At 43.0% G+C, this 21,297-nt stretch carries 19 protein-coding genes; 7 read left to right on the plus strand and 12 right to left on the minus strand.

All coding sequences use genetic code 11. The features are described from left to right. Position 1: 1 nt before the first annotated feature. Genes argB through SKC37_RS01165 form a run of 3 tightly spaced genes read right to left on the minus strand, consistent with a single transcriptional unit; the run spans position 2 to position 2,358 of the window. Positions 2-784, minus strand: coding sequence for an acetylglutamate kinase (argB, locus tag SKC37_RS01155; RefSeq protein ID WP_377979708.1), 783 nt, complete (start codon positions 782-784; stop codon positions 2-4). Beyond that, a complete protein-coding gene (locus SKC37_RS01160) occupies positions 784-1,758 on the minus strand; it encodes a Rossmann-fold NAD(P)-binding domain-containing protein (RefSeq protein ID WP_377979709.1) in 975 nt (324 codons plus the stop codon). Before SKC37_RS01160 ends, argB begins: the two co-directional genes overlap by 1 nt. Positions 1,759-1,806: 48 nt before the next feature. After that, positions 1,807-2,358 (minus strand): GNAT family N-acetyltransferase, encoded by a 552-nt coding sequence (locus SKC37_RS01165; RefSeq protein ID WP_377979710.1) that lies wholly within the window; start codon positions 2,356-2,358, stop codon positions 1,807-1,809. Positions 2,359-2,459: 101 nt separating this feature from the next. Here SKC37_RS01165 and SKC37_RS01170 point away from each other — a divergent pair, with 101 nt between their 5' ends. Beyond that, on the plus strand, positions 2,460-5,060 hold the full coding sequence (locus tag SKC37_RS01170; protein ID WP_377979711.1) for a TonB-dependent receptor domain-containing protein: 2,601 nt from the start codon (positions 2,460-2,462) through the stop codon (positions 5,058-5,060). Positions 5,061-5,125: 65 nt separating this feature from the next. Here SKC37_RS01170 and SKC37_RS01175 read toward each other — a convergent pair whose 3' ends face one another. Beyond that, positions 5,126-6,100, minus strand: a complete 975-nt coding sequence (locus tag SKC37_RS01175; protein ID WP_377979712.1) for a polyprenyl synthetase family protein — start codon at positions 6,098-6,100, stop codon at positions 5,126-5,128. A 61-nt stretch (positions 6,101-6,161) separates the two neighbouring features. On the opposite strand from SKC37_RS01175, the gene SKC37_RS01180 reads away from it, so the two are divergent. After that, complete coding sequence (locus SKC37_RS01180; RefSeq protein WP_377979713.1) at positions 6,162-7,022, plus strand: patatin-like phospholipase family protein; 861 nt, start codon at positions 6,162-6,164, stop codon at positions 7,020-7,022. A 29-nt stretch (positions 7,023-7,051) separates the two neighbouring features. Here the strand turns inward: SKC37_RS01180 and frr are convergent, their stop codons facing one another. Genes frr through SKC37_RS01195 form a run of 3 tightly spaced genes read right to left on the minus strand, consistent with a single transcriptional unit; the run spans position 7,052 to position 9,108 of the window. Beyond that, the gene (gene frr / locus SKC37_RS01185; protein WP_130896083.1) at positions 7,052-7,612 is read right to left on the minus strand and encodes a ribosome recycling factor; all 561 of its coding nucleotides are present in this window, start codon (positions 7,610-7,612) and stop codon (positions 7,052-7,054) included. 8 nt (positions 7,613-7,620) lie between these two features. Continuing rightward, positions 7,621-8,331 (minus strand): UMP kinase, encoded by a 711-nt coding sequence (gene pyrH, locus SKC37_RS01190; RefSeq protein WP_377977671.1) that lies wholly within the window; start codon positions 8,329-8,331, stop codon positions 7,621-7,623. A gap of 54 nt (positions 8,332-8,385) precedes the next feature. After that, the gene (locus SKC37_RS01195; RefSeq protein WP_377979714.1) at positions 8,386-9,108 is read right to left on the minus strand and encodes a fatty acid desaturase; all 723 of its coding nucleotides are present in this window, start codon (positions 9,106-9,108) and stop codon (positions 8,386-8,388) included. An 18-nt stretch (positions 9,109-9,126) separates the two neighbouring features. On the opposite strand from SKC37_RS01195, the gene SKC37_RS01200 reads away from it, so the two are divergent. After that, positions 9,127-10,911, plus strand: a complete 1,785-nt coding sequence (locus SKC37_RS01200; protein WP_377979715.1) for a family 43 glycosylhydrolase — start codon at positions 9,127-9,129, stop codon at positions 10,909-10,911. Here the strand turns inward: SKC37_RS01200 and SKC37_RS01205 are convergent. Next, on the minus strand, positions 10,900-11,775 hold the full coding sequence (locus SKC37_RS01205) for a DMT family transporter (RefSeq protein WP_377979716.1): 876 nt from the start codon (positions 11,773-11,775) through the stop codon (positions 10,900-10,902). The two genes, SKC37_RS01200 and SKC37_RS01205, sit on opposite strands and share 12 nt — an antisense overlap. Then, on the minus strand, positions 11,775-12,770 hold the full coding sequence (gene dusB, locus SKC37_RS01210) for a tRNA dihydrouridine synthase DusB (RefSeq protein ID WP_377979717.1): 996 nt from the start codon (positions 12,768-12,770) through the stop codon (positions 11,775-11,777). Before dusB ends, SKC37_RS01205 begins: the two co-directional genes overlap by 1 nt. A gap of 33 nt (positions 12,771-12,803) precedes the next feature. Here dusB and SKC37_RS01215 point away from each other — a divergent pair, with 33 nt between their 5' ends. From SKC37_RS01215 to SKC37_RS01225, 3 genes are read left to right on the plus strand one after another with little or no spacing between them, the layout of a single operon-like run. Further along, entirely contained in the window at positions 12,804-13,754 is a 951-nt protein-coding gene (locus SKC37_RS01215; protein WP_377979718.1) for a CPBP family intramembrane glutamic endopeptidase, read from the plus strand. A gap of 5 nt (positions 13,755-13,759) precedes the next feature. Further along, positions 13,760-14,605: a phosphatidate cytidylyltransferase gene (locus SKC37_RS01220; protein ID WP_377979719.1), complete on the plus strand. Its 846-nt coding sequence runs from the start codon at positions 13,760-13,762 to the stop codon at positions 14,603-14,605. A 46-nt stretch (positions 14,606-14,651) separates the two neighbouring features. Further along, positions 14,652-15,374, plus strand: a complete 723-nt coding sequence (locus SKC37_RS01225; protein WP_377979720.1) for a peptidase associated/transthyretin-like domain-containing protein — start codon at positions 14,652-14,654, stop codon at positions 15,372-15,374. Here SKC37_RS01225 and pgeF read toward each other — a convergent pair. Genes pgeF through SKC37_RS01240 form a run of 3 tightly spaced genes read right to left on the minus strand, consistent with a single transcriptional unit; the run spans position 15,351 to position 18,466 of the window. Next, positions 15,351-16,094, minus strand: coding sequence for a peptidoglycan editing factor PgeF (gene pgeF / locus SKC37_RS01230; RefSeq protein WP_377979721.1), 744 nt, complete (start codon positions 16,092-16,094; stop codon positions 15,351-15,353). The genes SKC37_RS01225 and pgeF overlap by 24 nt on opposite strands. After that, positions 16,084-16,707: a gluconate 2-dehydrogenase subunit 3 family protein gene (locus SKC37_RS01235; RefSeq protein ID WP_377979722.1), complete on the minus strand. Its 624-nt coding sequence runs from the start codon at positions 16,705-16,707 to the stop codon at positions 16,084-16,086. Before SKC37_RS01235 ends, pgeF begins: the two co-directional genes overlap by 11 nt. A gap of 1 nt (position 16,708) precedes the next feature. Further along, positions 16,709-18,466 (minus strand): GMC family oxidoreductase, encoded by a 1,758-nt coding sequence (locus tag SKC37_RS01240; RefSeq protein WP_252622345.1) that lies wholly within the window; start codon positions 18,464-18,466, stop codon positions 16,709-16,711. Between the two features lie 73 nt (positions 18,467-18,539). On the opposite strand from SKC37_RS01240, the gene mutS reads away from it, so the two are divergent. Further along, entirely contained in the window at positions 18,540-21,170 is a 2,631-nt protein-coding gene (gene mutS, locus SKC37_RS01245; RefSeq protein ID WP_377979723.1) for a DNA mismatch repair protein MutS, read from the plus strand. Positions 21,171-21,297 lie beyond the last annotated feature (127 nt).

The raw sequence follows: 21,297 nt of genomic DNA on the forward strand, positions 1-21,297 counted from the left end.
GTTAGGCACTAATTTTCGTTCCTATTTCGGTTTTCTGCAGGTTATCTGCGTGGCATAAACGCACCACGGAAACACCGGCAGAGATCGCCTTAAGGGCATTATCTAATTTCGGTATCATCCCAGCCGAGACGATTCCTTTTTCTTTTAAGTCTATAAACGAGGCTGGATTGATGGAGCTAATGACTGAATCGTCGTCACTAGAATCCAATAAAACGCCTTTCTTTTCAAAGCAATACGTTAACGTAACCTCGTATGTTGAGCTGAGGGCTATAGCCAAAGCCTGTGCCATCGTATCCGCATTCGTATTCAATAGTTGACCTGCAGCATCTGCCGTAATCGGAGCAAAGATGGGAGAGAATCCGGCGGCAATTAATCCTGACAATGAATCGGCATTCACCGAAACAATATCGCCCACAAAACCATAATCAATGGGTGTTGCAGTTCTTTTCTTCGATAGCACGATTCTGCCATCCGGTCCAGTTAAGCCCAAAGCATTACAGGATAATCCTTGTAATTCGGCCACAATCGATTTATTAATCCAACCCGCATAAACCATCGTCACAATACGAAGGCTTTCTTCGTCTGTCACACGTCTACCCTCAATCATTTGACTCTCGATACCCATCGAAGCTGCTATTTGAGTGGCAATCTTACCCCCTCCGTGCACCAGCAATTTAGGGCAAGTCAGAGAAGCAAAGTTCTGCAAAAAGCTAGCCAAGTCGGAAGGATTGTCGATGACATTTCCGCCTATTTTAACTACCTGAAGGGTGGGTTTAGCAGACATTAGAATAAATAAGGGCTTTCCGTTCTCATGATGGTTAAAATCATTTCCTTTAAAACAGCCTGTGCCGCCCAAACTCGGTTGCCCGCTTGTTGAATCACAATCGAATTAGGGGAATCAATCACCTCGTCAGCAACCACTAAATTCCGCCTAACCGGAAGGCAGTGCATAAATTTCGCGTTGTTTGTAAGGCTCATTTTCGCGGCATCCACCATCCAAGCGGGATCGGAAGAAAGTATTTTTCCGTAGTCTTGGTAGGATGACCAGTTTTTAGCATAAATAAAATCTGCACCCTCATACGCCTCTTTAGGATCGTAGCAAATCTTCGCATTTCCAGCGAATTCAGGGGCTAATTCATAGCCTTTCGGATGTGCAATCGTAAAATCCACGTCCGCGTGATTCATCCATTCCGAGAAGGAATTAGGCACACATTGGGGCAAGGCTTTCACATGCGGAGCCCAAGTTAACACCACTTTAGGGCGTTCAACAGTTTTGAATTCGTTAATGGTAATTAAATCCGTCAAGGACTGCAAAGGGTGGCGCGTCGCTGATTCCAAACTAAGGAATGGACGTCCCGTATATTTCAAGAACTGGTTTAACACCTGTTCGCTGTAATCTAATTCTCTATCTACTAAACCGGGGAAACTACGCACCCCTACGATATCGCAATACGAACCTACGACAGCGGCTGCTTCTGAAACGTGTTCCGCCTTGTCACCATTCATGATGACGCCCTCGTTCATTTCTAGTTGCCACGAATCGGCTCCCACATTCATAATCATAACCTCCATTCCGAGGTTTTGAGCAGCTTTTTGGGTAGAAAGGCGCGTCCGAAGACTCGAGTTGAAGAATAATAAGCCGAGCGTACGGTTTTTCCCAATGTGCTTATCAGCATACGGGGTCTTCTTCATCAACAAAGCCTCATTGACTAAGTTTTGAATATTGTAAGCGTCTTTAACCGAAGTAAAATTTTGCATGCGTTTAGCTGTCTAACATTGGCAATTCAGTAAAATTACTGAAAAAGATCAGTAACGAAGGCGTTCCCAGGTGAAAACTTGCATCGGGTTTTCGAGTGCCAGTGTTTTCTCCCCTGTTTTTTGGAAGTCGTTTTTCTCCAAAACCCGTTGCGACCCCGCATTGTTCACCGGTGTTTCCGCACGAATAATACGTAATCCGGAATCTTGAAAAGCCCAATCGCATAAGGCCTGCACCGCTTCGGTAGCAATTCCCTGTCCTCTGAATTTCTGATCCAGCGCATAACCGATCTCTGTAGTTCCCTGATCATCTGGCAATCCTGCAAAACCGATTCCCCCCACAGAGCAGGACGAGGCCTTTAGGATTATTTCCCAATTTGTGTACCAATAGTAGTCCAGCGGAAATTTTGCTGTCTGAGGAATCCAATAATCACGTAATGCTTGCTGGGTTTCCTCTTCGTAGAACAATTCCATTTCCCAGGGGTTATGCTGTAGATCTAGTATTTTTTCCAGATCTTTGCGGCCCGATTCATGCCAAACTTGAAGGTGTTGGTTGGCTAAGGGAATTAAAGTGAGCCTGGGGGTATGGAGTTGAAACGTCATATTGGACTACAAATTACCCTTTTTGGTCGCAAAAAAGAAGACCTTTAAATAGAATGTACAAATTTTGCATTCGTTAAATGAAGATGTTTAAACAACAAACAATGAAAAAAGTAATTACGCTATTTGCACTAATGAGTTTATCATTAACGGCTATTTCCCAGATTCCTGGTGGAATGGGCGGTTTTGGTGCAGCGCCTAAGAAAGAAGTAGTGATTCCTGGAACTGCGCAAGCAGCGCCTAAAGGAAGTGCAAAAATCATCGGATTCTTATTGGATTCGACCGATTCAAAGCCAGTGGAATTCGCCACTTTGGCCCTAATCAATACCAAAACAAATAAACCAGTAGACGGAACCGTTGCTGATGGCGTGGGTAAATTTACCCTGAATAAAGTAGCTGTGGGATCGTATAAAATCGTTGTTTCTTTTATCGGGTATGAAAGCAAAACGGTTTTTGTATCTGTGTCAGAAAAGAATGACGACCACGACCTAGGGGTGATTAAATTACAACCTAGTTCTAAGATGCTCTCCGAAGTAACGGTAGAAGGTCAACGTGCTTTAATCGAAGAGCGTGTAGATCGTACAGTGTACAATGCGGAAAAAGATGCCTCTAATAAAGGCGGCGATGCAACGGATGTCTTGAAAAAGGTACCGATGTTATCAGTCGATTTAGATGGTAACCCCTCTTTGCGTGGATCTACGAGTGTGAAAGTGTTAATCAACAATAAGCCCTCTACGATTATGGCTTCCAATATTGCGGATGCCTTACGTCAAATTCCAGCAGACATGATCAAGACAGTGGAGGTAATTACGTCTCCGTCTGCTAAGTATGATGCAGAGGGGTCAGCGGGTATTATTAATATTGTCACTAAGAAAAACACTTTACAAGGTTTAACCTTGTCATTTGATTCTTCAGCGGGTATTCGTGGTTCTAATTTATCATTGAACGGAAATTTTAGAAACAAGAATTGGGGCTTATCCTTAGGTGGTTTTGGCCGTTCGGAATACAATGTGAACGGGAAGTTTGAAAGTACACAAATCACCACCAATAATGGATTGCAGACAACGAACGTTCAGACAGCTGAATCACGTCGTGAGGGTTTATTTGGTAACTACCAATTAGGTTTTGACTGGGATATGAACAAGTATAATTCGATTACTTCAAGTGTTCGTTTTGGTCTTCGCAACGGTAATAACTGGCAAGATGGATTGCAACAAATCAGAAACGGAGTGGTTTCATCTCTTCGCAATACGAATTCATTGGATGAATCTGCAAACGTGGATGTGAACATTGATTACACGCATACGTTTGAAAAAGCGCAACGAGAGTTCTCTATCTTATCGATGTACAGCCGCAATAACCGTGCGAATGACTTCTACAATTTGATTTTAAATCCTAAGTCGACGATGAGTGAAATTATGAGCTCGATTAAGAATGAGAATACGTCGTACAATGAGGAGGCTACGTTCCAAATGGATTACCAAACTCCACTGGGCAAGAATCAATTATTGGAGTTTGGAGGAAAAGGAATTCTTCGTAATGTGACATCAGATTACAAGTCATTCACAGGGACTTCAGGAGGTATTTATACGCAAGTGAACTCGGCTATTTTGCCATCTAACGTGTTTGATTATAATCAGAACATCTACAGCACGTACGGTTCTTATACGTTAACTACTAAGAATAAGTGGAGTATTAAGACGGGTGCTCGATATGAGTATACTGATATTTCAGCTAGTTTCTTGAAGAAAGAAGGTCAAAATACCGTAATTCCAGCCTATGGCGTTTTAGTTCCTAGTTTCAATATGTCTAAAACATTTAAGTCAGGTACTTGGAGATTTAGCTATAATCGCCGTATTCAACGTCCAGGAATTCAAAATTTGAATCCAAACGTGAATGCAACGAACCCATTAAATATTTCTACAGGTAATCCGAATTTGGCGCCAGAATACACGAATAACTATGAGGTTTCATTCAGTAAATTCGTGAAACAAACCTATGTTTCTACTTCTTTCTTTGTTCGTAATACGACGGGTGCGATCAATCAAATTAGAGAAGTGTTTGGCGATACGGTAAAAACGACCTCTAGAAATATTGGTAATGAGGATGCCTATGGTATGAACGTGAACTTGAATGTGAACCTTTCTAATAAATTAATGATTGGTGGTGGCGGAGATCTTTCCTATTTGGTATTAGCTAATAATGTACCAGATCCTTTATTGAATGCGAAGAATGAAGGCTTGCAAACAAACTTCCGTGTTTTTGGTAATTACAACATCGGAAATGGTTGGGGAGCTCAAATTTTCTCTTTTTACCGAGTGAATCAAGTTCAATTACAAGGGTCTCAAGGGGGCTTTGGAATTTATAGCTTGAGCTTTAAGAAAGACTTTAAGAATAAAAAAGGAAGTATCGGATTCGGTGCGGAGAATTTCTTCACTCCAGAAGGTTTTGTCATTCGCAGCGAAACAAAGACTCCTGTAATTAATCAGGTGAGCGAGAATACATTGCGTAACATGAACTTTAAGATCAATTTCTCTTACCGTATTGGTAAAATGAGCTTTGGTCCTACGAAGAAAAAGAAATCAGTGAATAACGACGATACGAAAGGCGAAGGCGATGCGGCTCCAGCTGCTCCACAACAACCAATGGGTATGCCAGGCATGCGTATGGGTGGTGGCGGAGGAGGCTTCGGGGGCCCACGTTAATCGGAAAGTAAATTGAAGAAAAGGGAATCAGAGATGGTTCCCTTTTTTTATGGATTATTCGAAAATTATTTATTGCGTTCTATCGTATAGCTAATCAGATCACCCAAAGAGTTGCGGTAATCCGAAGCAGGAAAGGTGGCTAATATCGCACGGGCTTCCTCTGCGATTTCATTCATTTTTTGGTTAGCGTAGGCCAGACCTCCTGTTGTTTTCACGAATTCGATGACTTCGCGCACTTTATTGGAATCCTCTGACTCTTTTTTGATCAACTGAATGATGTGCTTTTTAGTGGAGTTATCCGTGTTTTGCAGGGCATAAATTAGGGGCAATGTCATCTTTTTCTCTTTAATGTCTATTCCCAAAGGTTTCCCAATTTCCGCATCCCCGTAATCAAACAGATCATCTTTTATTTGGAAAGCAATACCCACTTTTTCTCCAAACAACCGAGCTTTCTCTACCATCTCCACACCAGCGCCGGCAGATTGAAATCCGACCGCACAGCAAGCGGCGATAAGAGTCGCCGTTTTCTTCGTAATAATATCAAAATAGACGTCTTCTGTGATGTCCAGTTTTCGCGCTTTTTCGATTTGCAATAATTCACCTTCAGACATCTCGCGAACGGCCGTGGAGACTGATTTCAATAGATCGAAATCTTCATGCTCCACAGAAAGCAATAAGCCTTTAGAAAGTAAATAATCCCCCACTAAAACGGCAATCTTATTCTTCCAAATCGCATTAATGGAAAAGAATCCACGTCTGTAATTCGAGTCATCTACGACGTCATCGTGAACTAACGTAGCGGTATGTAATAATTCGATAAGTGCCGCGCCTCTGAATGTTTTCTCCGTGATTTCTCCCATACATCCTGCGGTCAAAAAGACGAACATCGGACGCATTTGTTTTCCCTTTCTTTGGACAATATAATGCATGATGGTGTCGAGCAACATCACTTTTGTCTTCATGAAAGCTTTGAACTTCCCTTCGAATGCTTTCATCGAATCATCGATGGGCGCTTGAATGGAAGAAATGGAGTAGGACATGTGGATTGTTTGAATCAGTAAATTGTGTAAATTTAATCAGATTTGTGGATAATAAGGTATTATGAGTCAGATTTTAGTCTTAGCGGGTGGTTCTGTCAAAGGGGCGTTTCAAGCGGGCGTTATCAAAGCGCTTTTTGAGAAAGGTTATCAGCCAGATGCTATTTATGGTGTATCTGCGGGAAGTTTAAATGCGGCTTATTTAGTAAACCAATTTGGTCAGCAAGCAAATTCAGGATTGCCTATTTCCTACCCTCAGGCAGCACAGGATTTATGGGATTTTTGGGAGCGACGCATTACGCATCCAGCATGTTTATCGAAGCCGTTTAACATTTTTCAATTAGGTTGGACGGCTTTAACTAAGAAGTTTCGCGGATTAGTGGATACCAGTCCTTTACGACAACTGTTATCTGATGTGTTGCATTCTAGGAATTTACAGGCAAGCCCTGTCGCATTGAAAGTAGGTGCCGTGAATATCATGGAGGGCTCGATGCATTACGTGGATCCCAGCTTTGAAAATTTCCAAGACTACTTAATGGCCTCCTCTGCTGTGCCCATATTGATGCCTGTGGTGAAGATTGAGGGGGAGAAGCGTAAATCTTACCTAGATGGAGGTTTGCGGGACGTGGCGCCCTTGCAAAAGGCCATCAATGATGGTGCCAAAGAAGTAGTAGTGATCACCTGCCACACGGAGATGATCGAAGGCGGGGACTTTGACTCAGGAGATCTATTAGCCTTAGTCGACCGGGTGATGGATATTGCGGTCAATGAGATTTTGAATGCGGATTTAAAAATGTCCCGTTCAGAAGTGAAGTTGACGATTATCAGACCTAAGCAGCCTTTAAGCATCGATATCCAACATTTTACCAAAATGGATATTCGACGGATGTTAGAAACGGGTTATGCGCTGGGAATGGAAGAATAAAAAAAGCCTCGAATTTCGAGGCTTTCTTATTATACTGACATGATGTCTTTTTCTTTTTCGTTGAAGACCTGGTCTATTTTCGCGATGTAGGCATCCGTTTTCTTTTGGATCTTATCTTCTGCCTCTTTGATTGCATCTTCTGATACGCCATCACCTTTTAATTTCTTGATGCTATTGTTTCCGTCTTGACGGGCATTGCGGATGTTAATCTTAGCGACCTCAATTTCTTGCTTGCAACGCTTCACTAAATCACGGCGACGCTCTTCAGTCAACGGAGGAATCGATAAACGAATGATTTCCCCATCATTCATTGGATTCAAACCTAAGCTGGAGTTGCGGATAGACTTCTCGATTTCCGCGAAAATTCCTTTCTCAAAAGGTTTAATCGCAATCGTACGCGCATCTGGAGTGGTCACTGAAGCAGCCCCTGAAATAGCCGTTTGCATACCATAATAATCGATGGTTAATCCATCTAACATGGATGGACTCGCTTTACCAGCTCTAATCTTAGATAATTCAATGTTTAAGTGCTTGATCGCACCGTCCATGGTTTCGACTGTTGCGTCAATATAGAATTCGATTTCTTCCATTTTATCAATTAACTAATTAATGTTCCTACATCCTCACCCGATACTAAGGCAGCTAAGTTCCCGTCCTTGTTCATGTCGAACACGATGATGGGTACGTTATTTTCTTGGCATAAAGTAAATGCCGTGGTATCCATAATTTTCAAGCCTTTAGAGATCGCTTCCGAAAAGCTCAAATGCGTATAGCGAGTTGCCGTCGCATCTTTCTCTGGATCAGCAGTGTAAACTCCGTCTACTCGCGTTCCTTTTAACACCACATCTGCTTCGATTTCGATGGCCCGAAGAGAGGCAGTAGAATCTGTCGTGAAATAAGGGTTACCTGTTCCTGCACCAAAAATCACAATACGTCCTTTTTCTAAGTGACGCATCGCACGACGGCGAATGAAAGGTTCGCAAACCGCTTCTACTTTGATGGCTGTCATCATCCGCGTGTACAATCCTTGTTTTTCCAAAGAAGCCTGTACCGCCATGCCGTTGATTACGGTCGCTAACATACCCATGTAATCGCCTTGTACGCGGTCAATGCCTGCTTTCGCTGCACTAGCTCCGCGGAAGATATTTCCTCCACCGATTACGATAGCTACTTCAACACCTAAATCATGCACCTTTTTGATTTCAGCGGCATATTGACCAAGAATGGTTGGGTCAATCACTTCTCCATCTGTCGAAAGAGATTCGCCTGAAAGTTTTAGTAAAATGCGTTTGTATTTAGGTTCTTTCATGAGGAGCTCGTTTATGTCGATTTTGTGCGATGCAAATTTAGGAAAAATCTAGGTCTAGGCAAGGCTTTCGTCCTTGGCTTTGGGTAATTTATACCAAGGCAAATAGGGATGCGCGTGGTGTTCGAAGTGGTAGCCAAAAAAGTAGCAGGAAATAAACGCCCAAATATGGTTTTTGCTTTGGCTTCTTGATTGCTGTTTATTGTCCGCTGCGTGTTCACCCCGGTGCGGTAAATAGGTTCCGAAAATAAATAATTGCAGTGTACTCAAGATCGCGGGCGCTTCCCAAAACAAGATCAAATTCCACATCGGAAACCAGATCTTCAACACATTATAGGTAATCGCCATGGCCAGCACTTGTTTCCATGTCACATATTGCCAAATAAATTTGAACCACCAGAATAAGAAAGGCCCTTGATGTACGTCTGGATCTTCGTTTGTATTCACATGGGCGTGATGCAAATGGTGTTTGGCACGTAAAGTACTATAATCGTTAAAGGCAAAAAGGATGGTACAGAAACGTCCGATAGCGTGATTCAGACTAGGATTCTCAGCATATACCACCCCATGAATGGCATCGTGTGACGTAATGAATAATCCGGTATACAAGTGAGTTTGAATCAATACCGCAACATAGATCCAGGGATTTGACCAGCTAAAATCAGCGTCTATCCAATAGGCTAAATTCGCGATCCACAGTGTTATCAACACTGCCGCCCAAATAATTCCCTGAAATTTACTTACTTTGTTCATCGAAAATGAGCCAGATAAGTCTGGCATCTATATGACCTCAAAACTATGAAAATTGTTCCAGCATTGTTGCTTTTTATTTTGTCTTTTACTTTTTCAGCCGGCGCGCAAACCGCTTCATCGCCATCCACTTATTGCAACCCGATGAACTTGGATTACGGTTTTACCCCCATACCTAATTTCTCAGAACAGGGGCGTCACCGAGCTACAGCAGATCCCGTGATTTCGTATTTCAAAGGCAAATACTACTTGTTTTCCACGAACCAATGGGGCTATTGGTGGAGTTCGGATATGCTGAAATGGAACTTTGTTTCCCGCCGTTTCTTGCAACCCTATCACAAAGTGTATGATGAATTGTGTGCACCTGCGACGCTTACGTTAGGTGACAGTTTGTTAGTGATCGGTTCCACTTACGCAAAAGATTTTACGCTTTGGTATTCCCAAAAACCAGAAACGGATACCTGGAAAGAAGCTGTTCACGCTTTTACGGCGGGTGCCTGGGATCCCGCTTTCTTTCTAGATGATGACAACCGTCTGTATTTATACCACGGTTCGAGTAATTTTTATCCGATGTATGGGCAAGAATTAGACCGGAAGACTTTGCAGCCGATCGGGGAACGCAAGGACTTGATTAAATTAAATGACGAGCTGCATGGCTGGGAGCGTTTTGGGGAATACCAAGACAATACGTTCTTAAAGCCCTTTATGGAGGGAGCCTGGATGAATAAATACAAGGGGAAATATTATTTGCAATACGGCGCTCCGGGGACGGAATTTTCTGCCTACGGTGATGGCGTGTATACGGCGGATCATCCGATGGGTCCGTTTACTTACCAAGCGCACAACCCGTTTTCATTCAAACCGGGTGGATTTACACGAGGCGCAGGGCATGGAGCGACATTTGAGGGACAATACGGCAACTGGTGGCATGTATCTACGATCACGATTGCGGTGAAGAATAGTTTTGAGCGTCGGTTAGGACTTTGGCCTACGTATTTTGATCAAGACGGAATCATGTATACGAATACCGCCTATGGCGATTATCCCTACTATATGCCTACCAAAAAAGTGGATACGCCGTCGGATTTATTTACGGGTTGGATGCTGTTGAATTACAATAAACCGGTGCGCGTATCTTCGAGTTTGCCGGGTTATTCCGCGAATTTTGCGGTCGATGAGCAAATGAAAACTTATTGGTCTGCGGCCTCTTCGAAGAAAGGGGAGTGGATTGAAACGGATTTAGGAGAGGTTTCTACGTTGAAAGCCTTGCAATTGAACTATGCGGATCAAGATGTTGATTCGAGTTTCTTAGGGAAAATGAATGGTATTTACCATCAATACCAAGTATTAGGCAGCAAGGATGGCCAGAAATGGGAGTTGATTATCGATAAGTCTACGAATAAAACAGACATTCCTCACGATTATGTTGAATTAAAGAAGCCAGTGGAAGTGCGCTATTTAAAGCTGGTGAATCACCATATGGCGGCAGGGAAGTTTGCGATTTCGGGGATTCGGGCCTTTGGTTTTGGACACGGTGAAAAGCCAGGGGTCATCAAGGATTTATTGGTATTGCGCGGGGAACATGATTCGCGCAGTGCTTGGTTGAAATGGGGGCACAAACCTAATGCTACAGGTTATGTCATCTATTCTGGGATTGCACCTGATAAAATGTATACTTCTGTGCAGGTTTTTGGTGCAAATGAATACTATTTTAAATCTATGGATCGTGGCAAGACCTATTATTTCCAAATTGAAGCTTTCAACGAGAATGGCATAGGGGAGCGCGGACCCATTATTGAATCAAAAATAATCGAATCAAAATCAAGCCTTTGATCGGTTGATTTCGTAAACCCCGATTAACAACACGATCATCGCAACCACTTGCGAAAGGTATACTTGTTCTCCGTCGTACACGCCCCAACCTACGGCTACGATCGGAATGATGTAGGTAACAGAACTAGCCACAATCGCGTTCGTCCATTTGATCAATTGATTGAATAAAACCATCGCGATCGCAGAGCCGAAAACGCCTAATGAACAAGCCGCTAAAAATGGCCACCATTCGATGGCTTGAGAGAAGAATCCAGTGGAGGCTAATAGGATCAATGAAAGTGGTCCAATCGCCATAAAGATGCCTGCCGTAGAGGTGAAGGGATTTAATCCTGATAATTTGGTCTTCACGATATGAAGGTTAAAACCATACAAGAAGGTAGCTAACACCACCCAAAGTGCGTGGTAATTAAAATCAATGTTGAATCCTTCGCCACCTACAATCAATCCGAAACAACCGGCGATTCCTAGTATAATTCCCACCATCTGACGCCATTGAAAACCCTGTTTAAACAAGAGAATTCCCACGATCAAGGTAAATAAGGGTGTGAAAGCGTTTAGCATGCCAGACAAGGCCGATGTCAAATGCTTACCGGCGATGGAAAACAGGATGGCAGGAATTAAATTTCCGGTCAAGCCCGCTAATAAAAAACTCTTCCAATGTTCCTTTTTTACCTCGTGTCTTTGCTTTAAAAACACGGGAATAAAAAAAATAAAGGCAGCAAATATGCGCAGAGCTCCCACTTGTGGTGAGCTGTAATAGACTAAACTTTTCTTCACTAAGATGAAAGAGCTTCCCCAGATTAAGGATAGGGCCGTAAAGGCCAAAATAACTAGTAATAAAGGGGATTTTTGCTTGTTTTCCATTAGGCGTGTAAGGGTTCTCCAGCGTAATGCGCTGCGATTTCGTTTAGAATCCCTTTGATTTCTTCGAATTCATAGGTAGTGACTAAACGAGTTCTGAAAGGTTTGAAATGGTCCATTCCGCGGAAATAATTCGCGTAATGGCGGCGCATTTCGACTATTCCCCCGTGATTTCCTTTCCAGCGGATCGAGAAGTCGAGGTGATCGAGGCAAACTTGTAGACGTTGTTGTAAGGTAGGAGGTGCCAAATGTTCCCCCGTAGCTAAATAATGTTTAATCTCATTGAAAATCCAAGGATAGCCGATGGACGCGCGTCCGATCATTATGCCATCCACTTCGTAGCGGTCGCGGTATTCTTTGGCTTTTTCAGGCGAATCGATGTCACCATTACCAAAAATGGGAATCTTAATCCGTGGATTATTTTTCACTTTCGAGATTAATTCCCAGTCAGCAGCTCCCTTGTACATTTGAACACGGGTTCTGCCGTGAATAGTCAAGGCTTGTATACCGATGTCTTGCAGTCTTTCGGCTACATCTTCAATATTCTTGGTGGAATCATCCCAGCCTAGGCGGGTTTTAACTGTTACTGGTAAATGAGTGGAATCAACAACGGCTTTGGTCATCGCCACCATTTTAGGAATATCTTGCAATAAGGCCGCTCCGGCGCCTCTGCAGGCCACTTGTTTTACCGGGCAGCCGTAATTAATGTCAATTAAATCAGGACCTGCTTTCGTGGCGATTTCTGCGCATGAGGCCATCGTCTCGATGGAACTACCAAAAAGTTGAATCCCAATCGGGCGTTCGTATTCGAAAATATCGAGCTTTTGTACGCTTTTAGCAGCGTCCCGAATCAGTCCTTCGGAAGAAATAAATTCCGTATACATCAAATCAGCGCCATTTGCTTTACAAACCGCACGGAACGGTGGATCCGACACGTCCTCCATGGGAGCCAAAAGCAATGGGAATGAGCCCAGCTCGATGTTACCTATCTTTACCATTCTGATTAAAAATTCCGTAAATTTACGAGCATTATGGTAGATAACAATTTTCAAGGCCCCGAACGTTACATCGGATTGCTGTCCAAAATCTTAATATTATTTGGATTTTTCTTATTGGGTGGCTTCATAGGTCAATTTATCGGTTTATTATCCGTCGTTTTAATGGTAGGTTTTTCTACGCAGGATGTAATTCTATTCCAAAAATCAGTGCTAGATTTTATGGCGCATCCTCAAAACTACGAGGGAGCTTTCCGTGCGATGATGGCTTTGCAGTGGTTTTCGGCACTCTTTACCTTTGTGGTAAGCTCTTGGGCCTATTTGCGCTGGTCAGAAAAGCGGGATTTGAATTCTCTTTCCGTGGGACCCACTCCGGATTATCGCCTTTTTTTGTGGACCATTATTACTTTATTGGTGGGAATGCCATTAATGGAATATATTATTCAATGGAATGAATCGCTTGTTTTCCCAGCTGGTTTTGAGGATACAGAGAAATGGATGAGGGCCTCGGAAACGCAAATGGCGGAATTGACTAAATTTTTGATTGATTTTCAAAGTCCAATGGACTTTGCCATTGGTATGGCAGTTATTGCGGGCTTAGCGGCGCTAGGGGAGGAATTATTCTTTAGAGGCGTTTTACAATCGCTTTTTGAGCGCTACATTGGGAATCACCATATAGCTATTTGGTTGTCCGCAGGGATTTTTAGCTTTATTCACTTTCAATTTTTTGGATTTTTCCCGCGCATGTTATTAGGTGCCTTTTTTGGTTATTTATATGTTTGGAATCGAAATATTTGGCTCCCTATTGTGGCACACCTATTTAATAATGGCTGGACTTTGACGATGCATTATTTGTACCAACAAAAACAAATTGATATAGATCCAGAGAAAGTGAGTGAAATTACCCCTTGGTGGTCTGTTGTGATTTCTTTGGCTTTAGTGGTGTTTTACCTGCGTCGACTGCATAGCTTTCGGTTAGAAAAATAGAATTTATGGGTTTACGAGATATGTCTAATTTGCAACAACGCGTGATCGCAGCCATCATTGCTGTGCCGTTTTTGCTTTTCTGTGTGCTGTTTAGTGATTATTCTTTTTTAGGCTTGTTCCTATTAATTGGTGTCGCAGCACAGCTGGAATTTTACAAATTAGTGGGAAGCATTAGCGATAATTTGCCGCTCACATTTTACGGAACTTTTTGTGGTGTAGTACTGCATTTGTTAACCTTTTTTATCGAGAAAGGGGAGATTGCTTACTCGAATTACTACATTCTTTCACCCTTATTGGCCTTAATTTTCTTCATTAAGTTATACAAAGCAAATGACGAAAAGCCCTTCAAAAACATCGCTTACACCTTTCTAGGGATTATTTATGTAGCGCTGCCCTTTGCCTTATTGACGGTATTGGCCTTTCTGAAGAATGAAACGTACGACCCTCAAATTATTTTAGGTTGCCTTTTCTTATTATGGGCAAGTGATTCTGGCGCTTATTTCGCAGGTACTAAATTTGGCAAAACGAAATTGTTTGAACGCGTTTCTCCTAAAAAATCTTGGGAGGGAAGTATCGGTGGTTTAATTGCAGCCATGATTGTAGCTTACGTATTGTCGATTTATTATACGAATTATGAGTCTTGGCAATGGTTTGGAATTGGCATCATTATTGTGGTGGCTGGTACTTATGGAGACCTAGTAGAATCGTTATTCAAGCGAAGTATCAATATCAAAGATTCTGCGGACACTATTCCAGGTCATGGAGGCTTCTTGGATCGCTTTGATGGTTTATTATTATCGATTCCGTTTATTATTACTTTCTTGAAATTGTTTCCAAACGCGAAGCTTTAACAGGCTTTAACAGAACCGAATTCATTTTTTGTTTAATTTCGGCTTTATGAAAAAACGATTAGCTGTTCGTGTCTTAGGTGTACTGGCTTTCTGCTTGGTATCCTTAGCTGCTTTCTCGCAAGGGCAAGACAAAACAGTGTTATTTCAGGGACGTGTGGTAGCTTCAACTAATTCAGAGTTCCTTCCTTTGGCCTATATCTTTAATCCACAAGCGGGTCGCGGTGCTTTAAGCGATAATTTCGGACAAGTAGATATGTATGTGTTTCCAGGGGATAGTTTGGTGATTTCGTACATCGGATATAAGAAAAAATACTATATCGTGCCGCGTGATACGGAGTTAGTGCACCAGGTCATTATTCCGATGGAGGAGATGACTACCATGCTTCGCGAGGTAAAAGTCTTTCCACATTCGAGTGAAGATGAGTTTAAGCAGGCATTCTTAGCGATGGAATTACGCGATGCTAAAGAGCGTGAAACGGTTAGAAGAAATTTAGAGCAGTCCAAATTAAACGTATTTGCTTTGCAAGCTGGTATGGGAGCATCTTCGAACTTTAAAAATTTCTCAGATTTGATGATAACTTCCCAGGCGAATAAGAATTTCTTTAACGATCCTATGTTAGCCTTTACGAATCCTTTCGCTTGGATTAATTTTATTAAATCCATCAAGAACGGAGATCTTAAGAAGAAAGATTATAAGAAGGCGTATGAGTTCTTGCCTAAGGAGAATTTGAATCGCCAAATGTTCCTACGTAACTTGAAAACCAATTAGGGCAAGCATTCTGCCCGTTACACCTTTTTCTGTTCGGTGTGAAAAGAAGTCCGCATTATTTTCCACGGTGCAGGCCGAATCTATTTCAATTTGTTGAATCCCTAGCGCTTGTAGCTGAGCCGCATTCGCTGCTTTTAAATCTACATGCCATTTCGCTCCTTTGCGCGTTTTAAAAGCGGAATCAAATTGAGCAGCCACTTCATTACCCACCTCAAAATGTGCTAAACTAATGCAGGGGCCTATGTAAGCCAGTATATCTGCAGGATTAGAACCGCGGTTCTCCATCATGCGTTTCGCTGTCTTATGCACTATTTGTGCGACTGTCCCTTTCCATCCGGCGTGAATCGCAGCACAAACGCGCGTAACAGGGTCAGCTAATAAAATAGGCGTGCAGTCCGCAATTCCCACCCCAGCAAAAACACCGGGTTGAACTGAAACCATCGCATCGAATCCAGATTGATATCCCGCTCTGCCAGTCACCCAAATTTTATCGCCATGCACCTGGTAGGAACGGGCTAAATCGACTGGTGAAATGCCTAAATCCGTGCAGAAAAGCGAAAGATTTTGTTCGATGACCGCTGGGTCATCATCGGTGTGAACGCCTACGTTTAAAGAAGCATAAGGAGCTTCACTTAAGCCGCCGTGGCGAGTGCTTACACCCGCCACGAGGCCTGGAATGGATTGAAAAATAGTAGGTCTAACGAAACGACTAGGCGTCATAACTTAAACCATATTGTTTTAATACATCGTCTGGAACTCCATTCCATTGATTCGGAGTATTCCCTTTATATTCGAGGTCTTCGATACCGATTTTAGACGTATAGAATCCGGTTGCCGTTAAATTGCGCATCAAAGTGAAAAATGATTCTCCTTGCGTTAAATGCTTCGGCGTTTTACCTGGATAAGCGATATCATCTACGATGTTAATTCGCTGAGCGGGAGTAATATCGATGAAGTTTTTAGAAAAACGCTTATTCGATTCTACATCTAACCAACGCAATCCACCGCGCATAGGTGTCTTGAATTCCGTTTTGTCTTTGACGATAAACTCGATAAAGGCCGTTACGCCTGATTGAGACGCACTGCCAGATTTCTTGTCTGCCGGAATGATGATATCAGATAGCACGGTAATCGTTGCTAATTCGTGTGCGTTCAAGAATACTTCCGCTTTTAATGCTGCTTCTTGTTCTGCTTCTTCTTGCGTACGTCCGTTCGGTCTTTTGACCGGAACTTTGCCCAAATTTAAATTCTCAATCGCTTTTTCATCTGGATTGAAAACGGCTAAGCCCAGTGAACTTAAGCCCATATTTTTTAAATAGTCTCTTCTTTTCATCTTACAGGTTGCCTTTTTTGCGTTGATCGATAATGTATTCAGATGTACGTAAGGATAATGCCAAAATCGTCCAAGTCGCGTTTTTATCGCCTTGAGATACGAATGGAGCGGCATCTGCCACGAACAAGTTCTTCACGTCGTGTGCTTGGCAGTTCGAATTAAGAACCGACGTATTCTTATCGTTACCCATACGAGCCGTTCCTACTTCATGGATGATTCGTCCTGGATCTGCTAAACCATAATTGTCTTGCGCACCTGGTTTCTTGCCTAAAGCCTCGCCACCCATCGAGTGAATAATCTCTTCGAAGGTGTCTTGCATGTGTTTGGCCTGCTTTACTTCGTAATCACTCCATTTATAATTAAAACGAAGTACTGGGATACCGAATTTGTCCACGACGTTCGGATCAATTTCACAATAGTTGTCCTCGCGAGGCACAGGTTCCCCACGTCCTGCAAAACCGACGTAAGCACCATAGAAACGGCGGTAATCCTCTTTCAAGGTCGCTCCGTATCCACCAGCCGCTTTCTTTATACCATCGCGGTTGAAATTCTCCCGACCATTTAGGCCTTCGATTCCCCAGCCGAAACCGTAGTTTGGCATTCCCATACCACCACCGTATTCGATGTGGTAGCCACGAGGGAAGTCTAATTTTTTGTTATCTAACCACCAAGGGGTATACACGTGCATTCCACCCACACCATCTTCGTTATAGCGTTTCCTGTCAAATAAAGACGGAATAATCGCGGAACGAGAAGCTCCAGTGGAGTCATTGATGTATTTTCCTACGACACCGCTTGAATTAGCGATACCATTCGGGAAGCGTGCACTTTTTGAATTCAATAATAAACGAGCTGTTTCTCCAGCAGACGCCGCTAAAACAACGATTTTTCCTTTAACCGAATATTCCATCATCGTGCCGGTGTGCACGTAAGAAACACCTGTTGCTAAGCCTGTCACTGGATCAGTCATTACTTCTCGCGCCATGGCGAAAGGAAGTAAAGTCGTATTTCCGGTTTGGACAGCTGGTTTTACTAATACCGATGACGACGAGAAATCTGCGTAGGCAGAGCAACCACGGTTACATTGTCCGCAATAAAAGCAAGAACCACGCTCATTGTTAATCGGTTTTGTCAACATTGACATACGCGACGGATAGGTCGGGATGCCTAAGGCTTTGTTCGCCTTTTTGATCATTAATTCGTGTAGACGAGGCTTAGGAGGAGGCAAGAAATAGCCATCTGGATCATTTCTTAGGCCTTCATTTGTTCCAAAAACCCCAATCATTTGGTCTACCTTATCGTAATAAGGCTTCATATCGTCATATCCGATCGGCCAGTCATCGCCTAGGCCATCGATACTTTTTCTTTTAAAATCATCTGGACCAAAACGTAAGGAAATACGTCCCCAGTGGTTCGTACGACCACCCACCATCCGAGAGCGGAACCAATCAAACTTTGTTCCATTTTTACGGGTGTAAGGCTCGCCCTCAATGTCCCAGCCGCCATAAGCCGCATCGAAATCACCAAAATTACGTAGCGAAGAACTCGCTCCACGGCGAAGCGATTCATACGGCCATTTCATTTGGGTCATGTCTTTCGGATCGGCGGGGTCAAAAGGCTGTCCAGCCTCTAGTATGCACACTTTTGCTCCAGCTTTTGCCAGCGTGTGTGCAGCCATACCGCCACCCGCACCGGAACCTACGATCACTACATCGAAAACCTCTTGTTGAGATTTAATGTAAATAGAGGAGTTAATCATTTTGTTAATCTGGTTTAGAGAAATCAAAAATAGAAAAATTGGTTTATTTTTGTCATTATTAGATCAGAAATATTTGGCACGGAAAGCAGACAACGGAGAGGAGCCATTGAAAAAAGGGGAAACCCCACTTTCAAGGCAGTTTAATCAAATCAAGGCGAAATACCCAGGGGCCATTTTATTGTTCCGGGTGGGGGATTTTTACGAGACCTTTGGCCAAGATGCGGTGAAAGCCTCGAAAATTTTAGGGATAGTTTTGACGCGCCGTAATAATGGAAATGCCGATGCGGAATTAGCGGGTTTTCCACACCATTCTTTGGACACCTATTTGCCTAAATTAGTGCGTGCAGGCGAGCGAGTGGCCATTTGTGATCAATTAGAAGATCCGGCGACCGTTAAGGGAATTGTGAAGCGGGGGGTAACGGAATTAGTGACGCCGGGTGTTTCGTTTAATGACCAAGTATTAGATAATAAACGCAATAATTACGTGGCGGCTATTTCTGTAGAAGAAAAATCTTCGACCTACGGAATTGCCTTGCTTGATATTTCAACGGGAGAATTTATGTGCTCGCAGGGGCCTTTGGCCTATATTCAGAAGTTAGTCCAAAGTTTCTTGCCGGCCGAGATCTTGTATCCCAAAAAACATCGCAATGCCTTCATCGATGCGTTTGGAGAACAATTTCACAGCTTTACGATGGAGGAGTGGATTTTTACTCATGAATTCACCTACCCGCTGTTAACACAGCATTTTAAGACCAAAAACCTGAAGGGTTTTGGGATTGAAAATAGCCCACTCGGCATTATTTCTGCCGGGGTTATTCTACATTACCTAGCCGAAACAGAGCACCGCTCGATTGGTCATATTTCTTCAATTCAACGAATTGAGGAGGATAAATACGTTTGGTTAGATCGTTTTACGATTCGAAATCTGGAACTAATTCATCCGACTCAAGAGGGGGGAGTTCCCTTAATCGCACTCATCGACCAAACCTTGACGGCGATGGGCGGTCGTTTACTTCGTAAATGGTTGGTATTGCCCTTGAAAGAATTAAAAACGATCGAGCAACGCCAAGAAGGCGTGGCAGGTTTACTTTCCTCTTCGAGTTTATTAGATCAGGTATCTGACTTATTGAAACCTATCGGGGATGTGGAGCGGATGATTTCCAAAGTCGCCGCAGGCCGCATTAATCCGCGTGAATTAAATGCCTTGAAGAAGGCCTTGCAACAGATTCCAGAGATTAAAACCTTGCTATCGGCTTCTACCTCACCGAGCCTTTCGGGTCTTGCGAACAGCCTCGATACTTGCGCGGAATTAGTCGATAAAATTGACTCGATTTTGCGTGAAGATCCACCGGTGTTAATGCACCAAGGGGGGATGATTAAAAGTGGCTATCTAGCGGAATTAGATGAATTACACGGGCTTTCAAGCTCTGGCAAGAACTTCTTAGCCGATATCCAAAAGCGCGAAATTGAACGCACTGGAATTACTTCTTTGAAGGTTTCTTATAATAAGGTTTTTGGCTATTATTTAGAAGTAACCAATGCGCACAAAGACCGCGTTCCTCCGGAGTGGATTCGCAAGCAGACTTTAGTGAATGCAGAGCGTTATATCACCGAAGAATTAAAGATTTACGAGGAGAAAATTCTCAGCGCTGAAGATAAAATATCCGTTATTGAATTCCGACTATTCCAAGAATTAGTGTCTGAAGCATTAGGGTATATAACTCAGATTCAGCAAAATGCGCTTGGAATTGCGACACTCGATGTGTTAGCCTCCTTTGCTACGGTGGCGAAGAAGAACAATTATGTGCGTCCGTATTTGAACGAAACGGAGATTATCGATATCAAAGGTGGTCGTCACCCAGTCATCGAAAAACAGTTGCCAGCCGGCGAAAATTATGTCCCGAACGACATCTATTTAGACGATAAAACGCAGCAGATTATGATGATTACCGGCCCCAATATGGCAGGTAAATCGGCTCTATTGCGTCAAACAGCCTTGATTGTATTGCTTGCTCAAATGGGATCCTACGTTCCGGCTGAATCCGCGACTTTGGGTTTAGTGGACAAGGTATTTACGCGCGTGGGAGCTTCGGATAACTTGTCCAAAGGCGAATCCACTTTCATGGTTGAGATGACGGAAACGGCGGCGATTTTGAATAATCTATCGTCTCGCTCCCTCGTTTTGTTGGACGAAATTGGTCGCGGAACATCGACTTATGATGGTGTTTCAATGGCATGGGCGATCGCAGAACACTTGCATAATCATCCTGCGTATAAGGCCAAAACCTTATTTGCCACCCACTACCACGAATTAAACGAGTTAACTCAAGATTTTCCGCGCATCCAAAACTTCCACGTTTCGGTGAAAGAAGTAGGCAATAAAATCATTTTCTTGCGCAAATTATTACCAGGCGGTAGTGCCCATAGCTTTGGTATTCACGTCGCTCAATTAGCCGGAATGCCTACTTCCCTTGTTCTACGTGCACACGAAATTCTCCAAAACCTGGAGAAAGATCATGTGTTAGAAGACAATATCGATAAGCTGAAAGAGATGCCGAAGGCTAATTACCAGATGAGTCTTTTTGGCGCAGAAATTCCGGAGGGCCTCCAAAAAATCGAGGATCAATTAAAGGAATTAGATGTGAATTCGTTGTCGCCGATTGAGGCGTTGCTTAAGCTCAACGAATTAAAGCGATTATTGTAAAGCATAGAGCACAAAGCATAAAGAATAGAGTTGGGATCCCCTGCGGGGATGGATTAATGAAATGTTTTTCTGCAATATCTTTATTCTTTGTGCTCTGTGCTTTATTCTTTAGATGTCAGAAATTAAA

This window comes from Aquirufa esocilacus, assembly GCF_042715595.1.
GTDB lineage: Bacteria > Bacteroidota > Bacteroidia > Cytophagales > Spirosomataceae > Aquirufa > Aquirufa esocilacus.